The organism is Labrys sp. HAY1-8F (genome assembly GCF_056754975.1).
Genome location: NZ_JBPGWZ010000001.1, coordinates 1,084,868 through 1,102,847, shown reverse-complemented (window position 1 = coordinate 1,102,847; position 17,980 = coordinate 1,084,868). Strand labels below are relative to the sequence as shown.

At 61.7% G+C, this 17,980-nt stretch carries 16 protein-coding genes; 6 read left to right on the top strand and 10 right to left on the bottom strand.

Annotation, left to right across the window (positions count from 1 at the left end):
* Positions 1–4 precede the first annotated feature (4 nt).
* The 6 genes from ACR9ZN_RS04985 (at position 5) to ACR9ZN_RS04960 (ending at position 6,967) form a co-directional block, all read left to right on the top strand.
* The gene (locus ACR9ZN_RS04985) at positions 5–472 is read left to right on the top strand and encodes a cobalamin B12-binding domain-containing protein (RefSeq protein ID WP_454817392.1); all 468 of its coding nucleotides are present in this window, start codon (positions 5–7) and stop codon (positions 470–472) included.
* Complete coding sequence (gene meaB / locus ACR9ZN_RS04980) at positions 469–1,470, top strand: methylmalonyl Co-A mutase-associated GTPase MeaB (protein WP_454817394.1); 1,002 nt, start codon at positions 469–471, stop codon at positions 1,468–1,470. The genes ACR9ZN_RS04985 and meaB overlap by 4 nt, the downstream gene beginning before the upstream one ends.
* Entirely contained in the window at positions 1,467–3,158 is a 1,692-nt protein-coding gene (locus ACR9ZN_RS04975) for a methylmalonyl-CoA mutase family protein (RefSeq protein WP_454817396.1), read from the top strand. The genes meaB and ACR9ZN_RS04975 overlap by 4 nt, the downstream gene beginning before the upstream one ends.
* Positions 3,159–3,168: 10 nt before the next feature.
* Positions 3,169–3,918, top strand: coding sequence for an enoyl-CoA hydratase/isomerase family protein (locus ACR9ZN_RS04970; RefSeq protein WP_454817398.1), 750 nt, complete (start codon positions 3,169–3,171; stop codon positions 3,916–3,918).
* An 8-nt stretch (positions 3,919–3,926) separates the two neighbouring features.
* Positions 3,927–5,555: an AMP-binding protein gene (locus tag ACR9ZN_RS04965; protein ID WP_481271515.1), complete on the top strand. Its 1,629-nt coding sequence runs from the start codon at positions 3,927–3,929 to the stop codon at positions 5,553–5,555.
* A 290-nt stretch (positions 5,556–5,845) separates the two neighbouring features.
* The gene (locus ACR9ZN_RS04960; RefSeq protein WP_454817402.1) at positions 5,846–6,967 is read left to right on the top strand and encodes a branched-chain amino acid ABC transporter substrate-binding protein; all 1,122 of its coding nucleotides are present in this window, start codon (positions 5,846–5,848) and stop codon (positions 6,965–6,967) included.
* Positions 6,968–7,167: 200 nt separating this feature from the next.
* Here the strand turns inward: ACR9ZN_RS04960 and ACR9ZN_RS04955 are convergent, their stop codons facing one another.
* From ACR9ZN_RS04955 to phnA, 10 genes are all read right to left on the bottom strand, one after another.
* A complete protein-coding gene (locus ACR9ZN_RS04955; protein ID WP_434960380.1) occupies positions 7,168–7,623 on the bottom strand; it encodes an NUDIX hydrolase in 456 nt (151 codons plus the stop codon).
* Positions 7,620–8,417, bottom strand: coding sequence for an ABC transporter permease subunit (locus ACR9ZN_RS04950; RefSeq protein WP_481271514.1), 798 nt, complete (start codon positions 8,415–8,417; stop codon positions 7,620–7,622). The genes ACR9ZN_RS04955 and ACR9ZN_RS04950 overlap by 4 nt, the downstream gene beginning before the upstream one ends.
* Complete coding sequence (locus ACR9ZN_RS04945; RefSeq protein WP_481271513.1) at positions 8,401–9,267, bottom strand: 2-aminoethylphosphonate ABC transporter permease subunit; 867 nt, start codon at positions 9,265–9,267, stop codon at positions 8,401–8,403. The genes ACR9ZN_RS04950 and ACR9ZN_RS04945 overlap by 17 nt, the downstream gene beginning before the upstream one ends.
* Positions 9,260–10,399, bottom strand: coding sequence for an ABC transporter ATP-binding protein (locus ACR9ZN_RS04940; RefSeq protein ID WP_454817408.1), 1,140 nt, complete (start codon positions 10,397–10,399; stop codon positions 9,260–9,262). Before ACR9ZN_RS04940 ends, ACR9ZN_RS04945 begins: the two co-directional genes overlap by 8 nt.
* A 14-nt stretch (positions 10,400–10,413) precedes the next feature.
* Positions 10,414–11,442, bottom strand: a complete 1,029-nt coding sequence (locus ACR9ZN_RS04935; RefSeq protein WP_454817410.1) for a 2-aminoethylphosphonate ABC transporter substrate-binding protein — start codon at positions 11,440–11,442, stop codon at positions 10,414–10,416.
* A gap of 279 nt (positions 11,443–11,721) precedes the next feature.
* On the bottom strand, positions 11,722–12,735 hold the full coding sequence (locus tag ACR9ZN_RS04930) for an NAD(P)-dependent oxidoreductase (protein ID WP_481271512.1): 1,014 nt from the start codon (positions 12,733–12,735) through the stop codon (positions 11,722–11,724).
* 7 nt (positions 12,736–12,742) lie between these two features.
* Positions 12,743–14,089 carry a (R)-1-hydroxy-2-aminoethylphosphonate ammonia-lyase gene (gene pbfA, locus ACR9ZN_RS04925; protein ID WP_481271511.1) on the bottom strand — a complete coding sequence of 449 codons (1,347 nt, stop codon included), beginning with the start codon at positions 14,087–14,089 and terminating at the stop codon, positions 12,743–12,745.
* A 113-nt stretch (positions 14,090–14,202) separates the two neighbouring features.
* Positions 14,203–15,249 (bottom strand): TIGR03364 family FAD-dependent oxidoreductase, encoded by a 1,047-nt coding sequence (locus ACR9ZN_RS04920; RefSeq protein WP_481271510.1) that lies wholly within the window; start codon positions 15,247–15,249, stop codon positions 14,203–14,205.
* A 6-nt stretch (positions 15,250–15,255) separates the two neighbouring features.
* Positions 15,256–16,710, bottom strand: coding sequence for a phosphonoacetaldehyde dehydrogenase (gene phnY / locus ACR9ZN_RS04915; protein WP_481271509.1), 1,455 nt, complete (start codon positions 16,708–16,710; stop codon positions 15,256–15,258).
* Positions 16,707–17,966, bottom strand: coding sequence for a phosphonoacetate hydrolase (phnA, locus tag ACR9ZN_RS04910; protein ID WP_454817420.1), 1,260 nt, complete (start codon positions 17,964–17,966; stop codon positions 16,707–16,709). Before phnA ends, phnY begins: the two co-directional genes overlap by 4 nt.
* Positions 17,967–17,980 lie beyond the last annotated feature (14 nt).

The following is a 17,980-nucleotide window of genomic DNA, read 5'->3' as shown; positions in this document are numbered from 1 at the left end:
AGCCATGACCGAGGCAATCCCAACGGACCAGGGTCCGAACACCGATAGCGGTAGCGTGGCGCGCGCTTCGGACACTATCCGGGTGCTTGTCGCCAAAATCGGGCTGGACGGGCATGACCGGGGCGCCAAGATCGTCGCCCGCATCCTGCGGGATGCCGGCATGGAGGTCGTCTATACCGGCCTCTACAAATCGCCGGGCGAAGTGGTCGGCGCCGCGATACAGGAAGACGTCGATGTCATCGGTGTCAGCCTCCTGTCGGGTTCCCATGTTCCGTTGTTCCGGGAACTGGGTCGCTGCCTTCGCGAGCAGAAGGCCGAGCACATCATGGTCGTCGCCGGCGGGGTGATCCCCGAGCAGGACTATGCCAGCCTATGGGACAGCGGTGTCGACGCGATCGTGCCACAGGAGGCGCGGGCCGATCTGATCGTGACGACGATCCGCAACCTAGTTGCCGCTCGTGGCCGCCTATGACCATTTCAACCCCTCCGAGACCAGCAAAGCGTGCGGCCTATACCGCCTCGAGCGAACTCGTGCCCTGCGTCCTCGCCGGCGACGTTCCCGCCATAGCGCGCATGATCTCGCGGGCGGAGGGCGGCTATCCGGAGGCATCGAACGCCCTGGCCGAAATATACAGGCACACGGGCAGGGCGCATATCGTCGGCATTACCGGCGTGCCGGGCGCCGGCAAATCCACCCTGGTCTCTTCCCTTATCCGGGCCTTCGCTTTGGCCGGACACAAGGTCGGGGTGATTGCGGTCGATCCGAGCAGCCCCTTTTCGGGCGGCGCCATTCTCGGCGATCGCGTGCGGATGAGCGATGCGGCCTGCGCCTTCCAATGTTTCGTGCGCAGCATGGCAACACGCGGCCATCTGGGCGGCTTGGCGCGTTCGACCCTGCAGGCCGTCGATATTCTCGATGCCGCCGGCTATTCGCCCATCATCGTGGAGACCGTGGGCGTGGGGCAGGACGAGGTAGAGGTGGTGACGGCCGCCCATACCATCGTGGTGCTGTCGGCGCCCGGGCTCGGAGACGACATTCAGGCGATCAAGGCCGGCATCCTGGAGATCGCCGATATCCATGCGGTGAGCAAGTCCGACAAGCCTGAAGCGGCAGCTATGGTGTCGGCGCTCAAGGGCATGATGGCCTTGGGGTCGACGGGAACGAGCGCGCACTGGCCTCCTCCGGTGCTCGCGGTCTCCTCGCTTTCGGGTGAGCGCGTCCAGGATCTGAAGGACGCGATCGACCGGCATTGGCGGCATCTCAAGGACAGCGGCGAGTTGGCCGGGCGTCAGCGCGTCATGTCGAGAGCGCGGATACTGGCCACCGCCAGGCACCTTTTCCAAAGCAAATTCAACCAGGGAGCCGACGAGCTCGAAAAGCATGTGCGGGCCGTGGTGGACAGGGACACCGACCCCTCAGTGGCCGCCTATCGGCTCCTGGGCTGGGACAACGAGGTAGAGGCGATATGAAACTATTCTCGGAACAGGCGATCGGTGCCATTCGGGAAAAGCAAGCCGAATGGGAGGAAAACCAGCTCGCGGCAGCCTTGACGATGAGGCCCGAGGAAAAACCGGCCTATGAAACCGAATGCGGTATTGCGCTGAAGCGTGTCTATACCGCCGCCGACGTCGCGGACATTCCCGCGAGCGAGCTGGGGTTCCCGGGAGCCTATCCGTTCACGCGGGGCGTCTATCCCACCATGTATCGCGGGCGGCCATGGACTATCCGGCAGGTCGCGGGCTTCGGCAACCCGGAGGCCACCAACCAGCGCTACAAATACATGATTCAAACAGGCCAGACAGGCCTGTCGACCGATTTCGACCTGCCGACCCTGCTTGGCATGGATTCCGACGATCCGATGGCGTTCGGCGAAGTCGGGCGGGTAGGCGTCGCCATCGATACGCTCGATGATGTCGATCGCCTCTTCGACGGGATCGACCTCGAAAAGATCTCGGTTTCACTGACCATCAACCCGTCGGCCTGGGTGATCTATGCGATGTTCGTTGCCGTTGCCGAACAGCGCGGCTGCGATCTCGGCAAACTGACAGGCACGCTGCAGGCCGATCCCTTGAAGGAATATGTCGCCCAGAAGGAATGGATCTATCCGGTGCGCCCCGCCGTTCGCCTGTTGCGTGATCTGATCATGCATAGCGCCAGGACGACGCCCAAACTCAACCCGATCAGCCTCAGCGGTTACCATCTGTCCGATGTCGGCGGAAATGCGATCCAGGAGATCGCGTTCATCATGGCCTTTACCATCGCCTATTGCGAGGAGGTTACCGGCGCAGGCATGGATATCGACGATTTCGCGCCCAGGCTGTCCTTCTTCTTCATCAGCCACCAGGACTTCTTCGAGCAGATCTGCAAGTTCCGGGCGGCGCGGCGGGTTTACGCAAAGATCATGTCGGAGCGATTCAAGGCCAGGAAGCCCGAATCCATGCGGCTTCGCGTGCATGTCCAGACCGCGGCGATGAGCCTTACCAAGGTCGAGCATCACAATAATCTGATGCGGACGGCCATCCAGGCACTCGGCGCCGTGCTGGGCGGTTGCCAGAGCATGCATACCAACGGCCTCGACGAGGCCTTTGCCATCCCGACCGAAGAGGCGATGAAGCTCGCCATCCGCACCCAGCAGATCATCCGCGACGAGATCAACGTAACATCGGTGATCGACCCTCTCGGGGGCTCCTACTTCGTCGAGCGTCTGACGCGGGACATGGAAAACGAGATCTGGAAGATGCTGGGCGAAGTGGACGAGCGCGGCGGCGCCATCAAGCTGGTCGAAGAGGGGTGGTTCCAGCAAAAGCTGGCCGACTCGGCCTATGCCACCTTCAAGAAGATCGACAGAGGCGAGAAGATTTCGGTCGGCGTCAACCGCCATGTCGACGAGGCAAGCCGCTCGGCCGAGGTCGATATCCACCCCTATGACGAGCGCTGCACCCAGCTCCAGATCGACCGCCTGAACGCCGTGCGGAAAAACCGTGACAACAGCCGCGTCCAGCATCTGCTGCGGGAACTCGCCGAGCAGGCAATGTCCGACGACATCAATCTTCTGCCCAAGACCATCGAGTTGGTGAAGGCGAGAGCGACGCTCGGCGAGATCTGCGGCGCCCTGCGGGGCGTCTGGGGCTCCTACGCCGAACCGATGATCGTATGAGGAGCACGTCATGACAACCGCAGTCATTTCCAGTGACGACGGGGCTTTGACCTGGATCAGGCTGAACCGGCCGGAACGGCTCAACGCTATGAATCGGCAACTGGTGGACGAGCTTGCCGAGGCTCTCGCGCGAGCCGAGGCCAATGAAGCCACCCGCGTCATCATTCTGCACGGCGAAGGGCGAGCTTTCTGCTCAGGCGACGATCTCAAGGATCTCGATGCGCAAACCGCCTCCGACGGGGCCACGCAGGCCTGGGTGGATGCCATCCAGGACATCACCCTGCGCATCATGCAATCGAGCAAGATCGTCATCGCCGCGGTGCATGGCTGGTGCGTGGGCGGAGCTCTCGAATGGGCGGTCAACTGCGATTTCAGGCTGTTTGCCGAGAATGCGCGTTGGTTTTTTCCTGAGGTCAGCTACGGGCTGTTCGTCACCGGTGGCGTGACGGCGCTCCTGACAAAGCAGGTCGGGCCGCAGATTGCCAAGGAACTGATGATCCTGGGTGAACGCCATGACGCCGCGAAGGCTGTCGAGGTCGGCATCGCCTGGAAGCTTTTTCCGGAGGCCGCCTTGCTCGACGAAGCAAGGAAACTGGCCTTGGTCATCGCAGAGCGCCCCGCCAGCGCCGTGTCCGACATCAAGCACGCCATCAATGAAGGCTTTCACTCCTCTCTCGCGGACGCCATGGCGCTCGAGACTAGGGCCACGGTGCGCGGCTTCCTCTCGGCAGAAGCGCAGGCACGCGCAAAACAGTTCTGACGGTATTGATGACAATGCTTGAGGTCTCATCCCCCTTCACCATTCCAGGCCGGCATGAGGACGATGTCGACAATCGGGTGCTGCCAAGAATCCTGTTGAAGCAAGCCGAACGCCTGGGCAGCCGGCAATTCATCGAGATATGCGGGCGGTCCGCCAGCTTCGAGGACATACTGCAGATTTCCAGCCGGCTGGCCCGGGGCCTGCGCGGCTTGGGCGTCGGCAAATCCGATCGCGTGGCGATGCTGCTGCCCAATTGCTTCGAACTCGTCGCGATCTGGTTCGCGACTTCGATCCTCGGCGCTATCGAGGTGCCGAATAATCCGGGCCTGAAAGGAGATCTGCTCCGCCATAATCTCAATAATTGCGGAGCGGAGGTTCTGGTTGCGGACGCCAATGCCCTGGCCGAACTCGCCAGGATCCAGTACAGCCTTCCTGATCTTCGCACGCTGATACTCGTCGGGGCCGAGGCGAGCGAGGCACGGGCCGCCGGTATCCGGATCGACCGCATCGTCGGCTATGAGGAATGCCTCGCGCCTTTGCCGGATTTCAACGTGGCCGACATCCACTATTCCGACCCGATGGCCATCCTCTACACATCCGGCACCACTGGTCCGGCCAAGGGGGCCTTGATGTCGCATCATCATTGTTATTCCTGGGCCACCGCCATGGCGCACAATCTCGGCTATACGGGCCGCGACAGTTATTTCTCGGCCCTGCCGCTGTTTCACACCGATGCGCAGATGTTCGGCGTTTACCTGCCGCTGATCTACGGCACGCGCGCGACCCTGGTCGAAGCCTTCAGCGCCTCACGATTTTGGGACCAACTGCGCAAGAGCGGCGCCACGGCGACAAATCTGCTGGGCGCCATGGCTGTCATACTCCAGCGTGCCCCACCGTCCGAGCAGGACGCCAGCAATCCTGTGAGAATATGCCAGTGCATTCCCATGGTCCCGGACAAGCAAGCATTCGAAGCTCGCTTCGATGTGCACCTCGTCACGGGTTACGGCCAGACCGAAACCAGTTTCGTGACCCTGGACACGGCGGGCGAAACGAGGGCGGGTTCCTGCGGACGTCCCCATCCCGATTGGGACGTGGCAATCGTCGACGAGAAGGACCAGCCTCTCCCGGCCGGTTCGATCGGTGAGATCGTATCGCGCCCGAACAAGAGCTGGAGCATGTTTTCCGGCTATTACCGGGCGGATGCCAAGACGGTGCAGACGCTTCGCAACCTCTGGTACCATTCCGGCGATGCCGGCTTCATGGACGAGGATGGCTGGCTCTATTTCAAGCACCGCCTCAACGAGGCGGTCCGACGCCGGGGTGAGAACATCTCGGTCTATGAAGTCGAGACCATTGCCGACAAACATCCCGACATCGTCGAGAGCGCTGCGTTCGGCATTCCGTCAGCGCTCACCGAGGAAGACATCATGATCGTGGCCCTGCGTAGGCCCGGATCCATGGTGCAGCCGCCCGATCTGCTCGACCATTTCAGGGCGCTGGCGCCTCGCCATATGGTCCCACGCTATATCGAGATCGCCGATACACCGCTTCCACGAACGCCGACGGAAAAAATAGCCAGAAACGTCCTAAGGCAACGTGGCATCGGCGACGCTACGTTTGATCGAGGGGAGCGTTAGCAGTTCGAAGATTGCGCTGGAGCGGCCTCATGATTTCTGGCGCCCGTGTCTGTCTCGGTAAAGCACGGTTCAATTACTGATCTAACAGTCAATAATTTTCGAAAGTCAAAAGACAGGCCGATGCGTCTTCGGACGGTGGAGCGCCTTGATGCTTGGGAAATCCACGATGAGCCGGGGAGGCGCGCATGAAGACTTGAGAATATTCTCGGCGATCTTCCAAGGAAGGTCGTTCTTATAGGTCGTTGAAACTTGAAAACAAAGAGAACAACCGCCGCAGGGGAGGAATATATATGAAGCTGAAATGGTTCGTGGGTGTAATGTTGTCGGCCTCTTTCGTTCTGGGAGGATCGGCGCAGGCTCAAATCAAGATCGGAGTGGCCGGCCCGATGACGGGACCGCAGGCCGCGTTCGGCGCCCAATTGAAGAACGGCGTCAAGCTCGCCGTCCAGAACATCAATGCAAAAGGTGGAGTTCTTGGCCAGAAAATTGAGGTGGAGGTCGGGGACGATCAGGCAGATCCCAAGCAAGGCGTCTCCGTCGCCAATAAATTCGTAGGCGACGGCGTCACTTGGATCGTCGGCCATTTCAACACCGGGGTTACCATCCCGGCCTCGGAAGTATATGCGGACAATGGGGTGATTTTGATCACGCCCTCAGCGACCAATGAGAAGGTCACCGACCGCAAGCTTTGGAACGTCTTTCGAACCTGCGGCCGAGATGACCAACAAGCACAAGTCTGGGCAGATTTTGCCGCCAGTCATTTCAAGGGCAAGAAAATAGCTGTCGTCGACGACAAGACCACCTATGGCCAGGATATTGCCAAGAATACCGTCGCACAGTTGGCCAAGCGCGGCATTACGCCCGACTTGATGGAAGGTGTGAATGCCGGAGAGAAGGATTATTCGTCGATCGTCACCAAAATGAAGAATAAATCGATCGATTTGTTGATTTGGGGCGGATTGTACACCGAGGCAGCGCTTATCCTCAGGCAACTTCGCGACCAGGGCATGAAAACGATCATGTTGTCAGGCGATGGTATCACATCTTCCGATTTTGCCACGGTTGGTGGTGATGCGGTCATCGGAACCCAGATGACCTTCCCGCCAAAATTCGAAAACGAACCGCAGAACGCCGACCTTGTCGGTCAATTCAAAGCAATGGGGTTCACGCCTGAAGGTTATACTCTTTTCTCATATGCCGCGGTGCAGATCTTCGCGCAGGCAGCCGAAGCGGCTAAATCCACGGATCCTCAGAAGATGGCGGAAGTCATGCATTCGGGCATGACTTTTCACACGGTTCGTGGAGATCTAGCCTACGACAAGAAGGGTGATCTTACCACGATTGGATACGCAATTTATACCTGGAGGAAGGGCCCCGACGGTAAAATCGATTACTATCAGAATTCAAGATAGAGTATTTAAAGGTCCGATGGCTTGTCTCGCTTTTGCGGGACAGGCTACCTGAGGAATTAAAATTTTTTATAATATAACTGCCATTATTGTTAGTATTTACATAAGTCCGAGCCTATTGCACCGACATCATGGGGACCGCGGTGACCGGAGCTCAAAAAATTGCCCTAGTTCGAAGCGTTCAGATCACAGTCTTGGCGACTTCAAGGTGTTGTTCCGAATGAACAGGCTCGATGCGTAAGTTCTCGTAGCAAGTCGGCAAGACCTGGTTCGGTGACGAGGAGCGCGGCTTCTTCCAACGACATCCATTGCACCTCGCGCTGGCCCTGCTCCTTCCATTTCTTCAAGGTCGCCTTGACCTCGAGGCGGTAGACGGTAGTTTCGACCAGAGCGAAATGCGTATCGAGGCGTTTCCAGTAGGGATAGATGCCGATCGGTTTCTTGTCGGCCTTGCCGAGCAGGCCGGCTTCCTGCTTTGCTTCGATCCTTGCTGCATGGGCATCCTTGCGTCCCTTCATCGGCCAGCCCTTCGGCAGGGTCCAACGTTTTGTGCTGCGGGTCGTCACAAGGCAGGTTTCGATGCGCCCGTCCTTCATGCGGAGGGGCAACGCCGCAATCTGGCGCAGTGATGGGGATGGCTTGGCAAGGTCCGGCGTCATCTTGACAGCACCTTGCTCGAGATGCGCGTCAGGGTGATCAGCACGATCAGGGTCGCGGCACCCAATATCGTCGTCAGCGTGGCGGCATCAAAGATCGCACCGCGGTCCGACAGCGAGAAGATGCGGACGGGCAGGGTGACCCAGCCCGGCGGATAGATCATGACGGTCGCCCCGAGTTCCCCCATCGACAAGGCGAAGGAGAGGCTGAAGGCGGCGATCAGATAGGGGGTGAGCAATGGCAGTGTCACGCGTCGCAGCCGGTAGAAGGGGCGGGCGCCCAGGCTCTCGGCAACTTGCTCGCAGTCGATCGGAAGACGGGCGAGCCCAGCGGTGACGGTGCCGTAGGTGAAGGCCGAAATCAGCATGAAATGCGCGATGAGCACGATGAGCCTCGTGCCGTTGAGCGGGAAGGGCGGCTGGCTGAAGGCAACCAGCAGTCCAAGGCCGATGGAGACGGAGGGAACCGCGCTCGGCACGAAGAAAAAAAGGTCGAGCACGCGCTTGGGCAAGGGTTTGAAACGGCGCAGGACCAGAGCTGCCCAGGTGCCGCAGGCGAGAGCCGCCAGGCTGGCGATGATGCCTGTGAGGATACTGGCCTTGAGCGATGCGAAGGAAGCCGTGCGAAAGGCATCGGCATAATGTTGGGTAGTCAGGTGCGAGGGCAGGATGTCGTTCCACTGCCCGCTGAAACTGGCGAGGACGATGACCCCGATCGGCAGGCCGTAGACGAGAAGGAAGAGCGGCACGACGGCCGCCCATAGGACGCCGCGCTCGGCTTTAGACCACACCAGCATTGCTGCCTCCGAAATGAGCGACGATGATGCGATAGAGCGTGTAGAGGCCGAGCGAGAGCGCGATGTTCACGACCGCGATGACGCAAGCGGTCGCATAATCGAACTCCTGGATCGCCTTGCTGTAGATCAGCAGCGGCAGGGTGATGACGTCCTTGGCGCCGATGAACAGCACGATGCCGAATTCATTGACGTTGAGCAGCAGGCACAGACTCCCCCCGGCGACCAGGGCCGGCAGAGCGGCCGGGAAGATGACCTTTCGTACGATGCGCAGGGGGCGGGCGCCAAGGCTGCTTGCCACCTCGATCTGGGCATGGTCGATCTGGGAGAAGGTGGCGAGAAGCGGGCGCATGACGAAGGGGGTGTAAACAGTCACCTCCGCCAGCACGACGCCCCATTGCGAATAGAGAAAGTCGATGGGCGGCAGCTGCAAGGCGAAGGCATGCATCAGCGTTTCGTTGAGAATGCCGGCCGAGCCATAGATGAAGGTGAAAGCAAGGGTGACGAGGAAGGTCGGCAGTGCGATCACCGTATCGATCAGCCGGCCCGCAAGTCTGGCGCCGGGAAAGGGCACGAAGGCAAACACCACCGACAGGACAAATCCAAGCAGCAGGCAGCCTATGGTGGAGCAGATGGCGATGACGATGGTGTGGTAGAGCCCGTCGACGAACTGGCGGGAGCCGAGGACCTGCTCGAACGTCGCGAGCGAGGGTGGACCATCCCCGAGCGAGGCGCGAATGATGAGGGCGAGGGGATAGAAGAAGAGCAGGGCCAATACGATAAGTGGCGGCAGGATCCAGAGCCCGTCGAAATTGCGCCGCGCTGGGGCCGCGCCGAGCGCAATGTCAGCCATGGGCGGGGTCCTCCGGAACCAAAGTGACATCACCCGGCTCGAAATGGATGCGCACGCTTTCGCCGGCCTGCGGTGGATCGGCCATGGGCGTCGTCGTCATGCGGACGGTATGTCCGCCCGTTTCGAAGGTGATGTTCTGGACATCGCCTTGCCATTGCACGCTGAGTACGATGGCCTCGAGGGCATTGGGCTCGGAGGTCGTGTGGGTGAAGCGGAAATCATGCGGCCGGACGCACAGGAGGCAATCATTGCCGCTGGCAAGACGGTGATGGTTGCGGGCGAAAAGAAAGGTATTGCCGAAGCGGACCCGGGCATGCCCGTTCTCGGTCGGCTGCAGATCCTTGACCGAAAGCAGGTTCGCACGGCCCAGAAACTCTGCCGCAAAGCGGTTCGGGGGATTGCGGAACAAGGATTGGGACGTGCCGAAGGCACGCAACTTGCCATCCCGCATGATGCCGATGTGGTTGGCCAGCGTGAGGGCTTCGGATTGATCATGCGTGACGTAGAGCACCGTCAGGTTCGGTAGGCTGGTATGGAGCTTGGCGAGTTCGTCGATCATGGCCCGCCGGATCTGGGCGTCGAGGGCCGAAAGTGGCTCGTCGAGCAACAGGACCTGCGGTCGGGGAGCCAGGGCGCGGGCAATGGCGACGCGTTGCTGCTGCCCGCCCGAAAGCTCGCGCGGGTAGCGCCGCGAATAAGCCGACATGCCCACCATCGCCAGGCATTCGGGCACGCACTGGCGGATGGTGTCTTCGCGGGCGCCATGGGCGCGCAGGCCAAAGGCGACGTTCTCGTCGACGCGCATGTGCGGGAACAAGGCGTAATTCTGCACCACCATGCCGATCTTGCGGTCATAGGGGGCGAGATGCGTGACATCGCGCTCGCCGATCATGATCCGGCCCGAAGAGGGCCGGACGAATCCGGCAACACTGCGCAACGCCGTCGTCTTGCCCGAGCCCGAGGGGCCGATCAGGGCGACGATCTCTCCCGGGTTCACCGTCAGTGTGAAGGAATGTAGAACAGTCAGATTACCGTAGGTAACCGAGACGTTCTCGAAGCCGATGCGGCTGCCGCCAGGAGCGGCAGCCTTGGCTTCGGTGCCTGGACCGTTTTTCAGCTGCGCTCTTTCCATGGTTCTGTAGGCCCTCAATTGCTTGAAATGGCCGAATTGTAGGCTGCAACGTTGTCCTTCAACCCGGAAAGCACGCTCGCCCAATCCGGGCTCCAGATCTCGACGCCCTGCAGCATGGCGTGGAGCTTCTTGTAGTTCTCGTCATCCGGTTTGACGTCGTTGCGCACCGGCAGACCCCTGGCGACGACGCTGACCTGCTTCTGAGCATCGGCGGAAAGCAGGAAGTCGATGAGCTTCTTGCCATTTTCGGAGTTGGGGGCGCCCTTGACCAGGGCAATGTAGTAGGGCAGGGCGAATAGCGTCTTCTTGCCGTCTGGCCCTGCCGGCACGAAGATCTGGATGTTGGGGTTGTCGGCCTGCTGGGACAGGTTCATCTGCATGTCGCCATTGGCGACATAGAGCTCGCCCTTGTTGACCAGCGCGGTCAACTTGCCGGTCGAGGCGGAAGGCCCGAGATTGTTGGCCTGGAGCTTTTTGAGAAAGTCGAGCCCCTTCTCCTTGCTGCCAAAGGCGTGGAAAGTCTGCAGCATGAAAGCCGTGCCGTCACCGGCCTGTCCAGGCGTCGAATATTGCAGCTTCTGCTTGAATTTGGGATCGAGGAGATCCTCGTATTTCGCCGGGGGCCGCTTGAGGACCTCGGCGTTGTAGATGAAGTTGGGGTAGTTGTTCACCAGGGCATAGAAACGTCCCTCGGCATCCTTGTCGCGGGCCTCGATCTTGTCGGCTCCGGCCGGGTTGTAGGCTTCGACGAGACTGTCGGCCGAAGCTTTCTGCATGAAGGGAGGCAGTGTCACCAGGACATCGGCCTGGGTGTTGGACTTTTCCTTGGCCAGGCGATCGACCACGCCGCTCGAACCGGCTTCGACATACTGGACCTCGATGCCGGTCGCCTTGGTAAAGGCCTCGAACTGATCGCCGAACCAACTCGGCGTGCCGTCGTGCAACCCATCGGCGCTATAGATGGTGACCACGCCATCGGCATGGGCCGGTACGGCCATACCGGCTAACATCAGGGCTGCAATCAGGGCGAACCTGGATTTCATGACGTTCTCCTCTAGGGACGGATGTGAGCGTTTGGCGGCTTTCTTGTTTTTGCCTGTGTTTTGCCGTGGCCTGAGCCGAACGCCTTGCTGAAATGTGTTTTCAAGCGTCCGATAAGTAAAATCTATTTATCTTATGAAATGAACGATTCTACTTATAGGATGACTAGGGCGTCGGCGTTGTGCAATTCAAGGAGCAAAGCATGCTCAATCAGGAGCGTTCTCTGCCCCAACTCCTTGTTTGGACATGTCCTTGCGATTGCCGCCAGATCGCAAAACGCTTCAGGCAAAAAAAATGCCGGCGCGCTGTGCTCGCAGGCGGGGGTCGTTGGAACGAACCGTCACCGGCCGGCCTTGAAGGATTTCCTTGCAGCGGGCCAAGGTGTCCGCCTCCAGGCGCTGCATGGCTTCGACCGTGAAAAAAGCAAGATGCGGAAGGAGGATGACGTTGTCATGACTGTAGAGCGGGCTCATCGGATGGCCGGCCTTGCGCAGAGGTTCGAGCGAATAGGTGTCCAGGCCAACACCACCCAGGCGCCCTCCGACGACGGCATCGACCAGGGCGGCTTCGTCGATCAGCGCGCCGCGCGACACATTGATCAGGACGGCGTTCGGCTTCATGCAGGCGAGCTCCGCCGATCCGATCATGCCCCGCGTGCTCTGGTTGAGGACGCTATGAATCGAGACGAAATCGCTCGCGGCCAACAGGTCGTGAAGCGCCTCGACCTTCTCGATGCCGGCTTCGCGCATGGCCGTGGCGTCGAGATAGGGATCATAGCCCAGGACTCTTGCGCGAAAGCCGGCGCCGGCCATGCGGGCGAGGCTGCGACCGATCTTGCCGCACCCGACAAGGCCCAGCGTCGCTCCGGCGATGTCACGCCCGAGCCAGCGTGGCTCGGGCCAGATCCAACCTTGTTCGGCAACCGCATGGCTGATGGCCGGCAGGCGCCTGGCGAGTGCGATCATCAGGGCGAAGGCGCCTTCGGCAACCGTTTCCTCGGCATAATCGGGTATGTTGACGACGGGTATGCCGCGCGCCATGGCCGCCGAGATGTCGATCGCATCGATGCCGACGCCATATTTGACGATGCCCTTCAGTCGGAGCGCTGCCTCGATCACCCGGGCGGTGATCGGCGTGTAGCACATCAGCAGCAGGTCGGCGTCGGCCACGGCCGCGCATAGATCGCCTTCCGAAATGCCTTCCGGCAGGGTGACGAGCTCGACGCCATGCGCCCTGAGCCCTGCATCGATGCCGGGGCATTCGAGCTCCCGGTCCGTCCTGACAGCTTTCACCATGGCGCCTTCAACCCGCCAGGACCGCGTCCTCGACGATAGCGAGGGCGCGATCGAGGTCGTCCTTGGCAATGGTCAGCGGCGGCGACAGCGTCAGTACATTGCCCTGGCTGATCTTGAAGGACAGGCCACTTTCCAGGCAGCGATAATAAACCCGCTCGGCCAGCGCATGATTGGGCTGAAGCCCTTGCCTGTCCTCAACGAGCTCGACACCGAAGATCAGCCCTCTGCCCCGCACGTCGCCGACATGGGCGGAACGGGCCATCAATTCGTTCATGCGGCCCATGGCATGATCGCCCAGCTCGCTGGCGCGCTCGGCCAGGCCCTCCTCGCGGATGATGGCGATCGTGGTCAGCGCGGCCCGTGTCGTGACCGGGTTCTTTTCATGGGTGTAGTGGCCGATGGCATAGTCGCCGGCAACATCGAGGCCGCGGCGGGCAATGACGGCGGCAATCGGCAGAATGCCGCCGCCCAGCGATTTGCCGAGCACGAGGATGTCGGGCGTGACACCGTCGTGCTCGGAGGCGAAGAACCTGCCTGTTTTGCCGAGGCCGGTTGGAATTTCATCGAAGATGAGCAGCGTGCCGTGCCTGTCGCAGGCTTCGCGCACGCTTTTCCAGAACCCTGGCGCGGGTACGAGCGGGGTCGCGCGCATGGGTTCGGCGATGAAGGCAGCGAAATCGCCTTCGCGGGCCAGGATATAGGAGATCATACTGGCGCAGGCGCGGGCCGACTCCTCCAGCGAATTCGTGCCATAGGGGCAGTGATGCGGAGCCCAGGGCGCCACATGCTCGCTGCCCGGCAGGAGCGGGCCGGCAATGCCGGAGCGGAACGTCGCCTCGCCACCGACGCTGGAGGCGCCGAAGCCGGCGCCGTGGAACGCATCCCAGAAGGACAGTGTCTTGAACCGGCCCGTCGCCGCGCGCGCCAGTTTGAGGGCGACCTCGATGGCGTCCGAGCCACCCGTGGTGAACAGCACCTTGCCAAGATCGCCCGGCGAGAGCGCTGCCAGCGTCTCGGCCAGTTCGACAGCCGTCTCGCAGGTAAAGCGGCGCGGGGCGAAGGGCAGAGTATCCATCTGCGCCCGGATGGCTTCCTTGAGGCGCGGATGCCCATAGCCGATGTGGTGGACGCTGTTGCCGTGGAAATCCATGTAACGCCGGCCGGCGAGGTCTTCGATCCAGATGCCTTCGGCCTTGGCGATGGTCGACACGCAGGGGCTGGAAAGGCTCTGATGCAGGAAGACATCGGCATCGCGCTGCAGCAGTGCGGCCGAGGAGGCGTGATGCTGCCTGGCGTTCCAGTCACGCCGCGCCTGGGCGGTATTGGATTCGCCCTCGGTATGGATCAGGTTCATGGTGCTCCACAGCCGGGCCGCGCCCGCTCCCCCTCTTTAGCCACCAAAAAGCTCGGTGATCGTTTCCTCGCCGAGAGCAAAACCCGTGCTTGCGCCGGTGCCGCTGGTCACGATCACCAGCCTGACGCCTTCGCCGAGCGCCAGCCGAAGTGCCTCGTCCTTCGACGAGGATGCGTAGGTGCCGACCCAATGGGCGATGACGCGAGGGGGGACGCACGGAACAGGGCCGCATATTCTGCCAGGATCAGGCCGTCGACCTCGGTGGAGGCGAAGGGATCCGGCGTCGCGCCATAATGGTGTGAATCGCCCACGACCAGAGAGCCATCGGCCGACTGAGTGACAATGAGATGGACGCCATTCTCCAGGGCGGCTGTCCGCTCGTTTTCGAGCCGTCGGCGTAGTGCAGCCGTTTCCGGCAGTGCGGCAAAGGCGCCGTAGCGCAGGAGGCTGAGATCGGACATCAGCGCCGAGTTGAGCCTGAAGCCGGGATCGGCCAGGCGCAGCATCTGCAGCTTGCAGCGCCGAACCCTGTGCTCTGCGATCGTCTCGCCAAAGAGGGTGGCGAGATCATCGCCCGGGCAGACTGCAATGCGTGAGGCCGTGACATCCCCGGTGCTGGTGAGAAGCCGCCCGGGCTCGACTCCCCATACCGCCGTGCCGAAGCGGAAGGTGACGCCGTGATGCGCCCGGAGCCACTCGACGAGGCGGGGCAGAGCGAGGAAGGATTCGACCCGCAATTCATGCGGGCTGAAAAAGCCGCCGATTGCAGCGGAACCGGCCAGGGAAGGCTCGCGCTCCGCAAGTTCGGCTGCAGTCAAGACCTGGCATGATGCGCCTTCCGGAGTGGCGCAGAATGCCTCTATGGCGCCCAGCGCCTCGGGACGCTGGGCGGCGATCACCATGCCGCGATGGAGAATGCCGATCTTCGCCTCGGCTGCCGATGCAAGCCAGACCTCGCGGCTGCGCTGCGCGCGCCGATAGGAAAGGCCCGGCGTCTGGCCGCTGACGACGACCAAGCCGAAATTGCGAATGGAGGCACCATTGGCGGCGCTATCGCGATCGACAACCACGACTCTCAGCCCGCGTCGGGCCGCAGCCAGCGCATGGCCAAGGCCGACAATGCCGGCCCCGACGACGGCAAGATCAAAGGTCTCAGGCATGAGGCGCTACCACGGCAACGAGAAAGTCTTGACGTTCGTGAAGGACTTCATCGCCTCGATGACGCCTTCCTTGTAGCCGTTGCCCGAATCCTTGATGCCGCCGAAGGGGCTCATCTCGATGCGATAGCCCGGCACTTCCCAGATATTGACGGTGCCGACCCTGAGGCCGGTGATGAAGGCCTGCATGCGCCTGAAGTCGTTGGTGCATACGCCCGAGGAAAGGCCGAAGGCCGTCGAGTTCGAAAGCGCGATCAGGGCTTCGTCGTCATCCGGGGCGCGGATGATCGGCACGATCGGGCCGAAGGTTTCCTCCATGACGAGCTCACTCTCATGCGGCACCTTGTCGACGACGATCGGCGGCAGCAGCGCGCCCTGGCGACCGGGATCGTAGAGGATCTGGGCGCCGGCTTCCGCCGCCATGTGGACCCGCCTTTCGAACAGGGCTGCCGCCTTCTCATGCACCACCGTACCGAGTTGGGTCGCCGGGTCGAACGGGTCACCGAAGCGGATGGCCTTGGCCCGTTCGAGCACCAGGGGCACGAAACGGTCGGCAACCTTTTCCTGCACGAGGATGCGCTTGACGGCGGTACAGCGCTGGCCGGAATTTTTGGTCGCGCCGGCGACAGCGAGGTCCGCCGCCCTGGCGAGGTCGGCGTCATCGAGATCGTTGAGGATGATCAGAGGGTCGTTGCCGCCGAGCTCCAGGACCTGGCGCTTGTAGCCGGCCTTGTAGGCGATCATCTTGCCGACGGGCACGCCGCCGGTGAAGGTGATCAGATCGATATGGGGATTGGTGATCATTTCATCACCGATCTCCGCAGGCCACCCGGTCACCACCGAGAGCATCTGTGGCGGCAGGCCGGCCTCGTAGAGAATGTCGGCCAGGATCAGCGCCGTCATCGGCGTGAGTTCCGTCGGCTTCACGACCACGCAATTATTGGTGGCGATCGCCGGCGCCACCTTGTGTGCGACCATGTTGAGCGGATGGTTGAAGGGCGTGATCGCCGAAATCGCCGTGAGGGGCTCGCGCTGGGTGAAGATCCGCCTCTGCTTGCCGTGAGGGGTGAGATCGCAGGAGAAGATCTGGCCATCGTCGTGAATGCACATCTGGCCGGCGAGCGTGAAGACGTCGAAGGCACGACCGACTTCATAGAGCGAGTCCTGCTTGGAGATGCCGAGTTCGCTGGTGACCAGATCGGAAATCTCGTCCCTGCGTGCGTTGAGCAACTCGGCCGTCTTCAACAGGATCTTCTGGCGGTCGTAGCGCGTGAGCTTGGACTGATAGCCGGCGGCGATCTCGAAGGCCTGCCGGGCATGTTCGGCCCGCCCTGCCGGCACGGTGCCGATCACCGTATCAGTATAGGGATAGCGGACCTCGACGGTCGCCTCGGCCTCGACCAGTCTGCCGGCGATCCGCATCGGTTCATGGCGGACCTTGATGGTTTTCTCGGGCGTGTTCATTTTGACTGAGCCGCTGCCAGGGTGGCGTAGTAGAAGGCGTCGAAATTGCGCAACGCCGGCGCTTGCGGCAAGTCGGGCAGGGGGCGGTTCACAATGAAGGGCACGGCCTGCTCGGTAAGACCGCCATGCGAGCGCAGCGGCTCGTCGAGTGCGGCAAGGTCGTGCCGATGCTCGGACGTGCCGATCGTCTTGTTCTCACCCGAGACCATGACGATGTCGCCGATGCGGTCTTCAGGCAGTTCGAAGCGCCGGCATCCCTCTTCGCGTCCGAGAACCAGCGTCATGTCCTCGATATCGCGCAGCCTCGCGATGATGGACTCGCGGTCGGCGCCCTTGGGCAGATAGGCCGTGGCAAACGAGCCCAGCGCGCCATGGTGCACGACATAGGGGTCGGTGATCGGCAGGATGACGCGGGCAGCATCCTTGCCGAGCCATTCATCCAGCAGGTCCTGGACATAGACCACGTTGGGGGAACCGTCCGCGTGATGCTTTGGCTTCATGCCGTGATCGGCCGTGATCACGATGGCGGCGCCCAGAGCATCGAGCTCGGCGAGATATTTGTCGAACATGGCGTAGAAGGCGTTCGCCTGGGACACGCCGGGGGCATATTTGTGCTGAATGTAGTCCGTCGTCGTCAGATACATGATGTCGGGTCGGAATTCGCGCAGCAGCTTGACGCCGGCGGCGAACACGAATTCGGACAGTTCCGCCGAATAGACCTCCGGCACTGGACGCCCCAGCCATTTGGATGCGTCATCGATGCCATTGGCGGCCTTGGTGGTGGTGTTGGCCTTTTCCGACGAGAAGCAGACGGCGCGCCCGTCATCATAGGACAGGCCATGGCCCAGGAGGGCGCGCAGCTTGTCCTTGGCGGTGACGATGGCGACCTTGGCTCCTGCATCGTAGAACGCCTTGAACACCGTCGGCGCGCGCAGGAATTTGGGATCGTTCATCATCACCTCCTCGCCCGTTTTGGGGTTGTAGAGGTAGTTGCCGCAGATACCGTGTACGGCGGGCGGGCGCCCGGTGACGATCGACAGATTGTTGGGGTTGGTGAAGCTGGGGATGACGCTGTGCGCGGTGCTGGCCGTTCCCTTCTGCAGGATGCGTTCGAGGGCCGGCATCAGGCCGGCCTTGATGGCTTCGTCGAGATAATCAGGCTCGCAGCCGTCGAGACAGATGGCGATCGCCGGCACGCGCGGCCAGGCATAATTGCGCTCGTTGGCGGAGACCGAGACGGGGGACAATTGGTTCATCGAGGATCGATCCT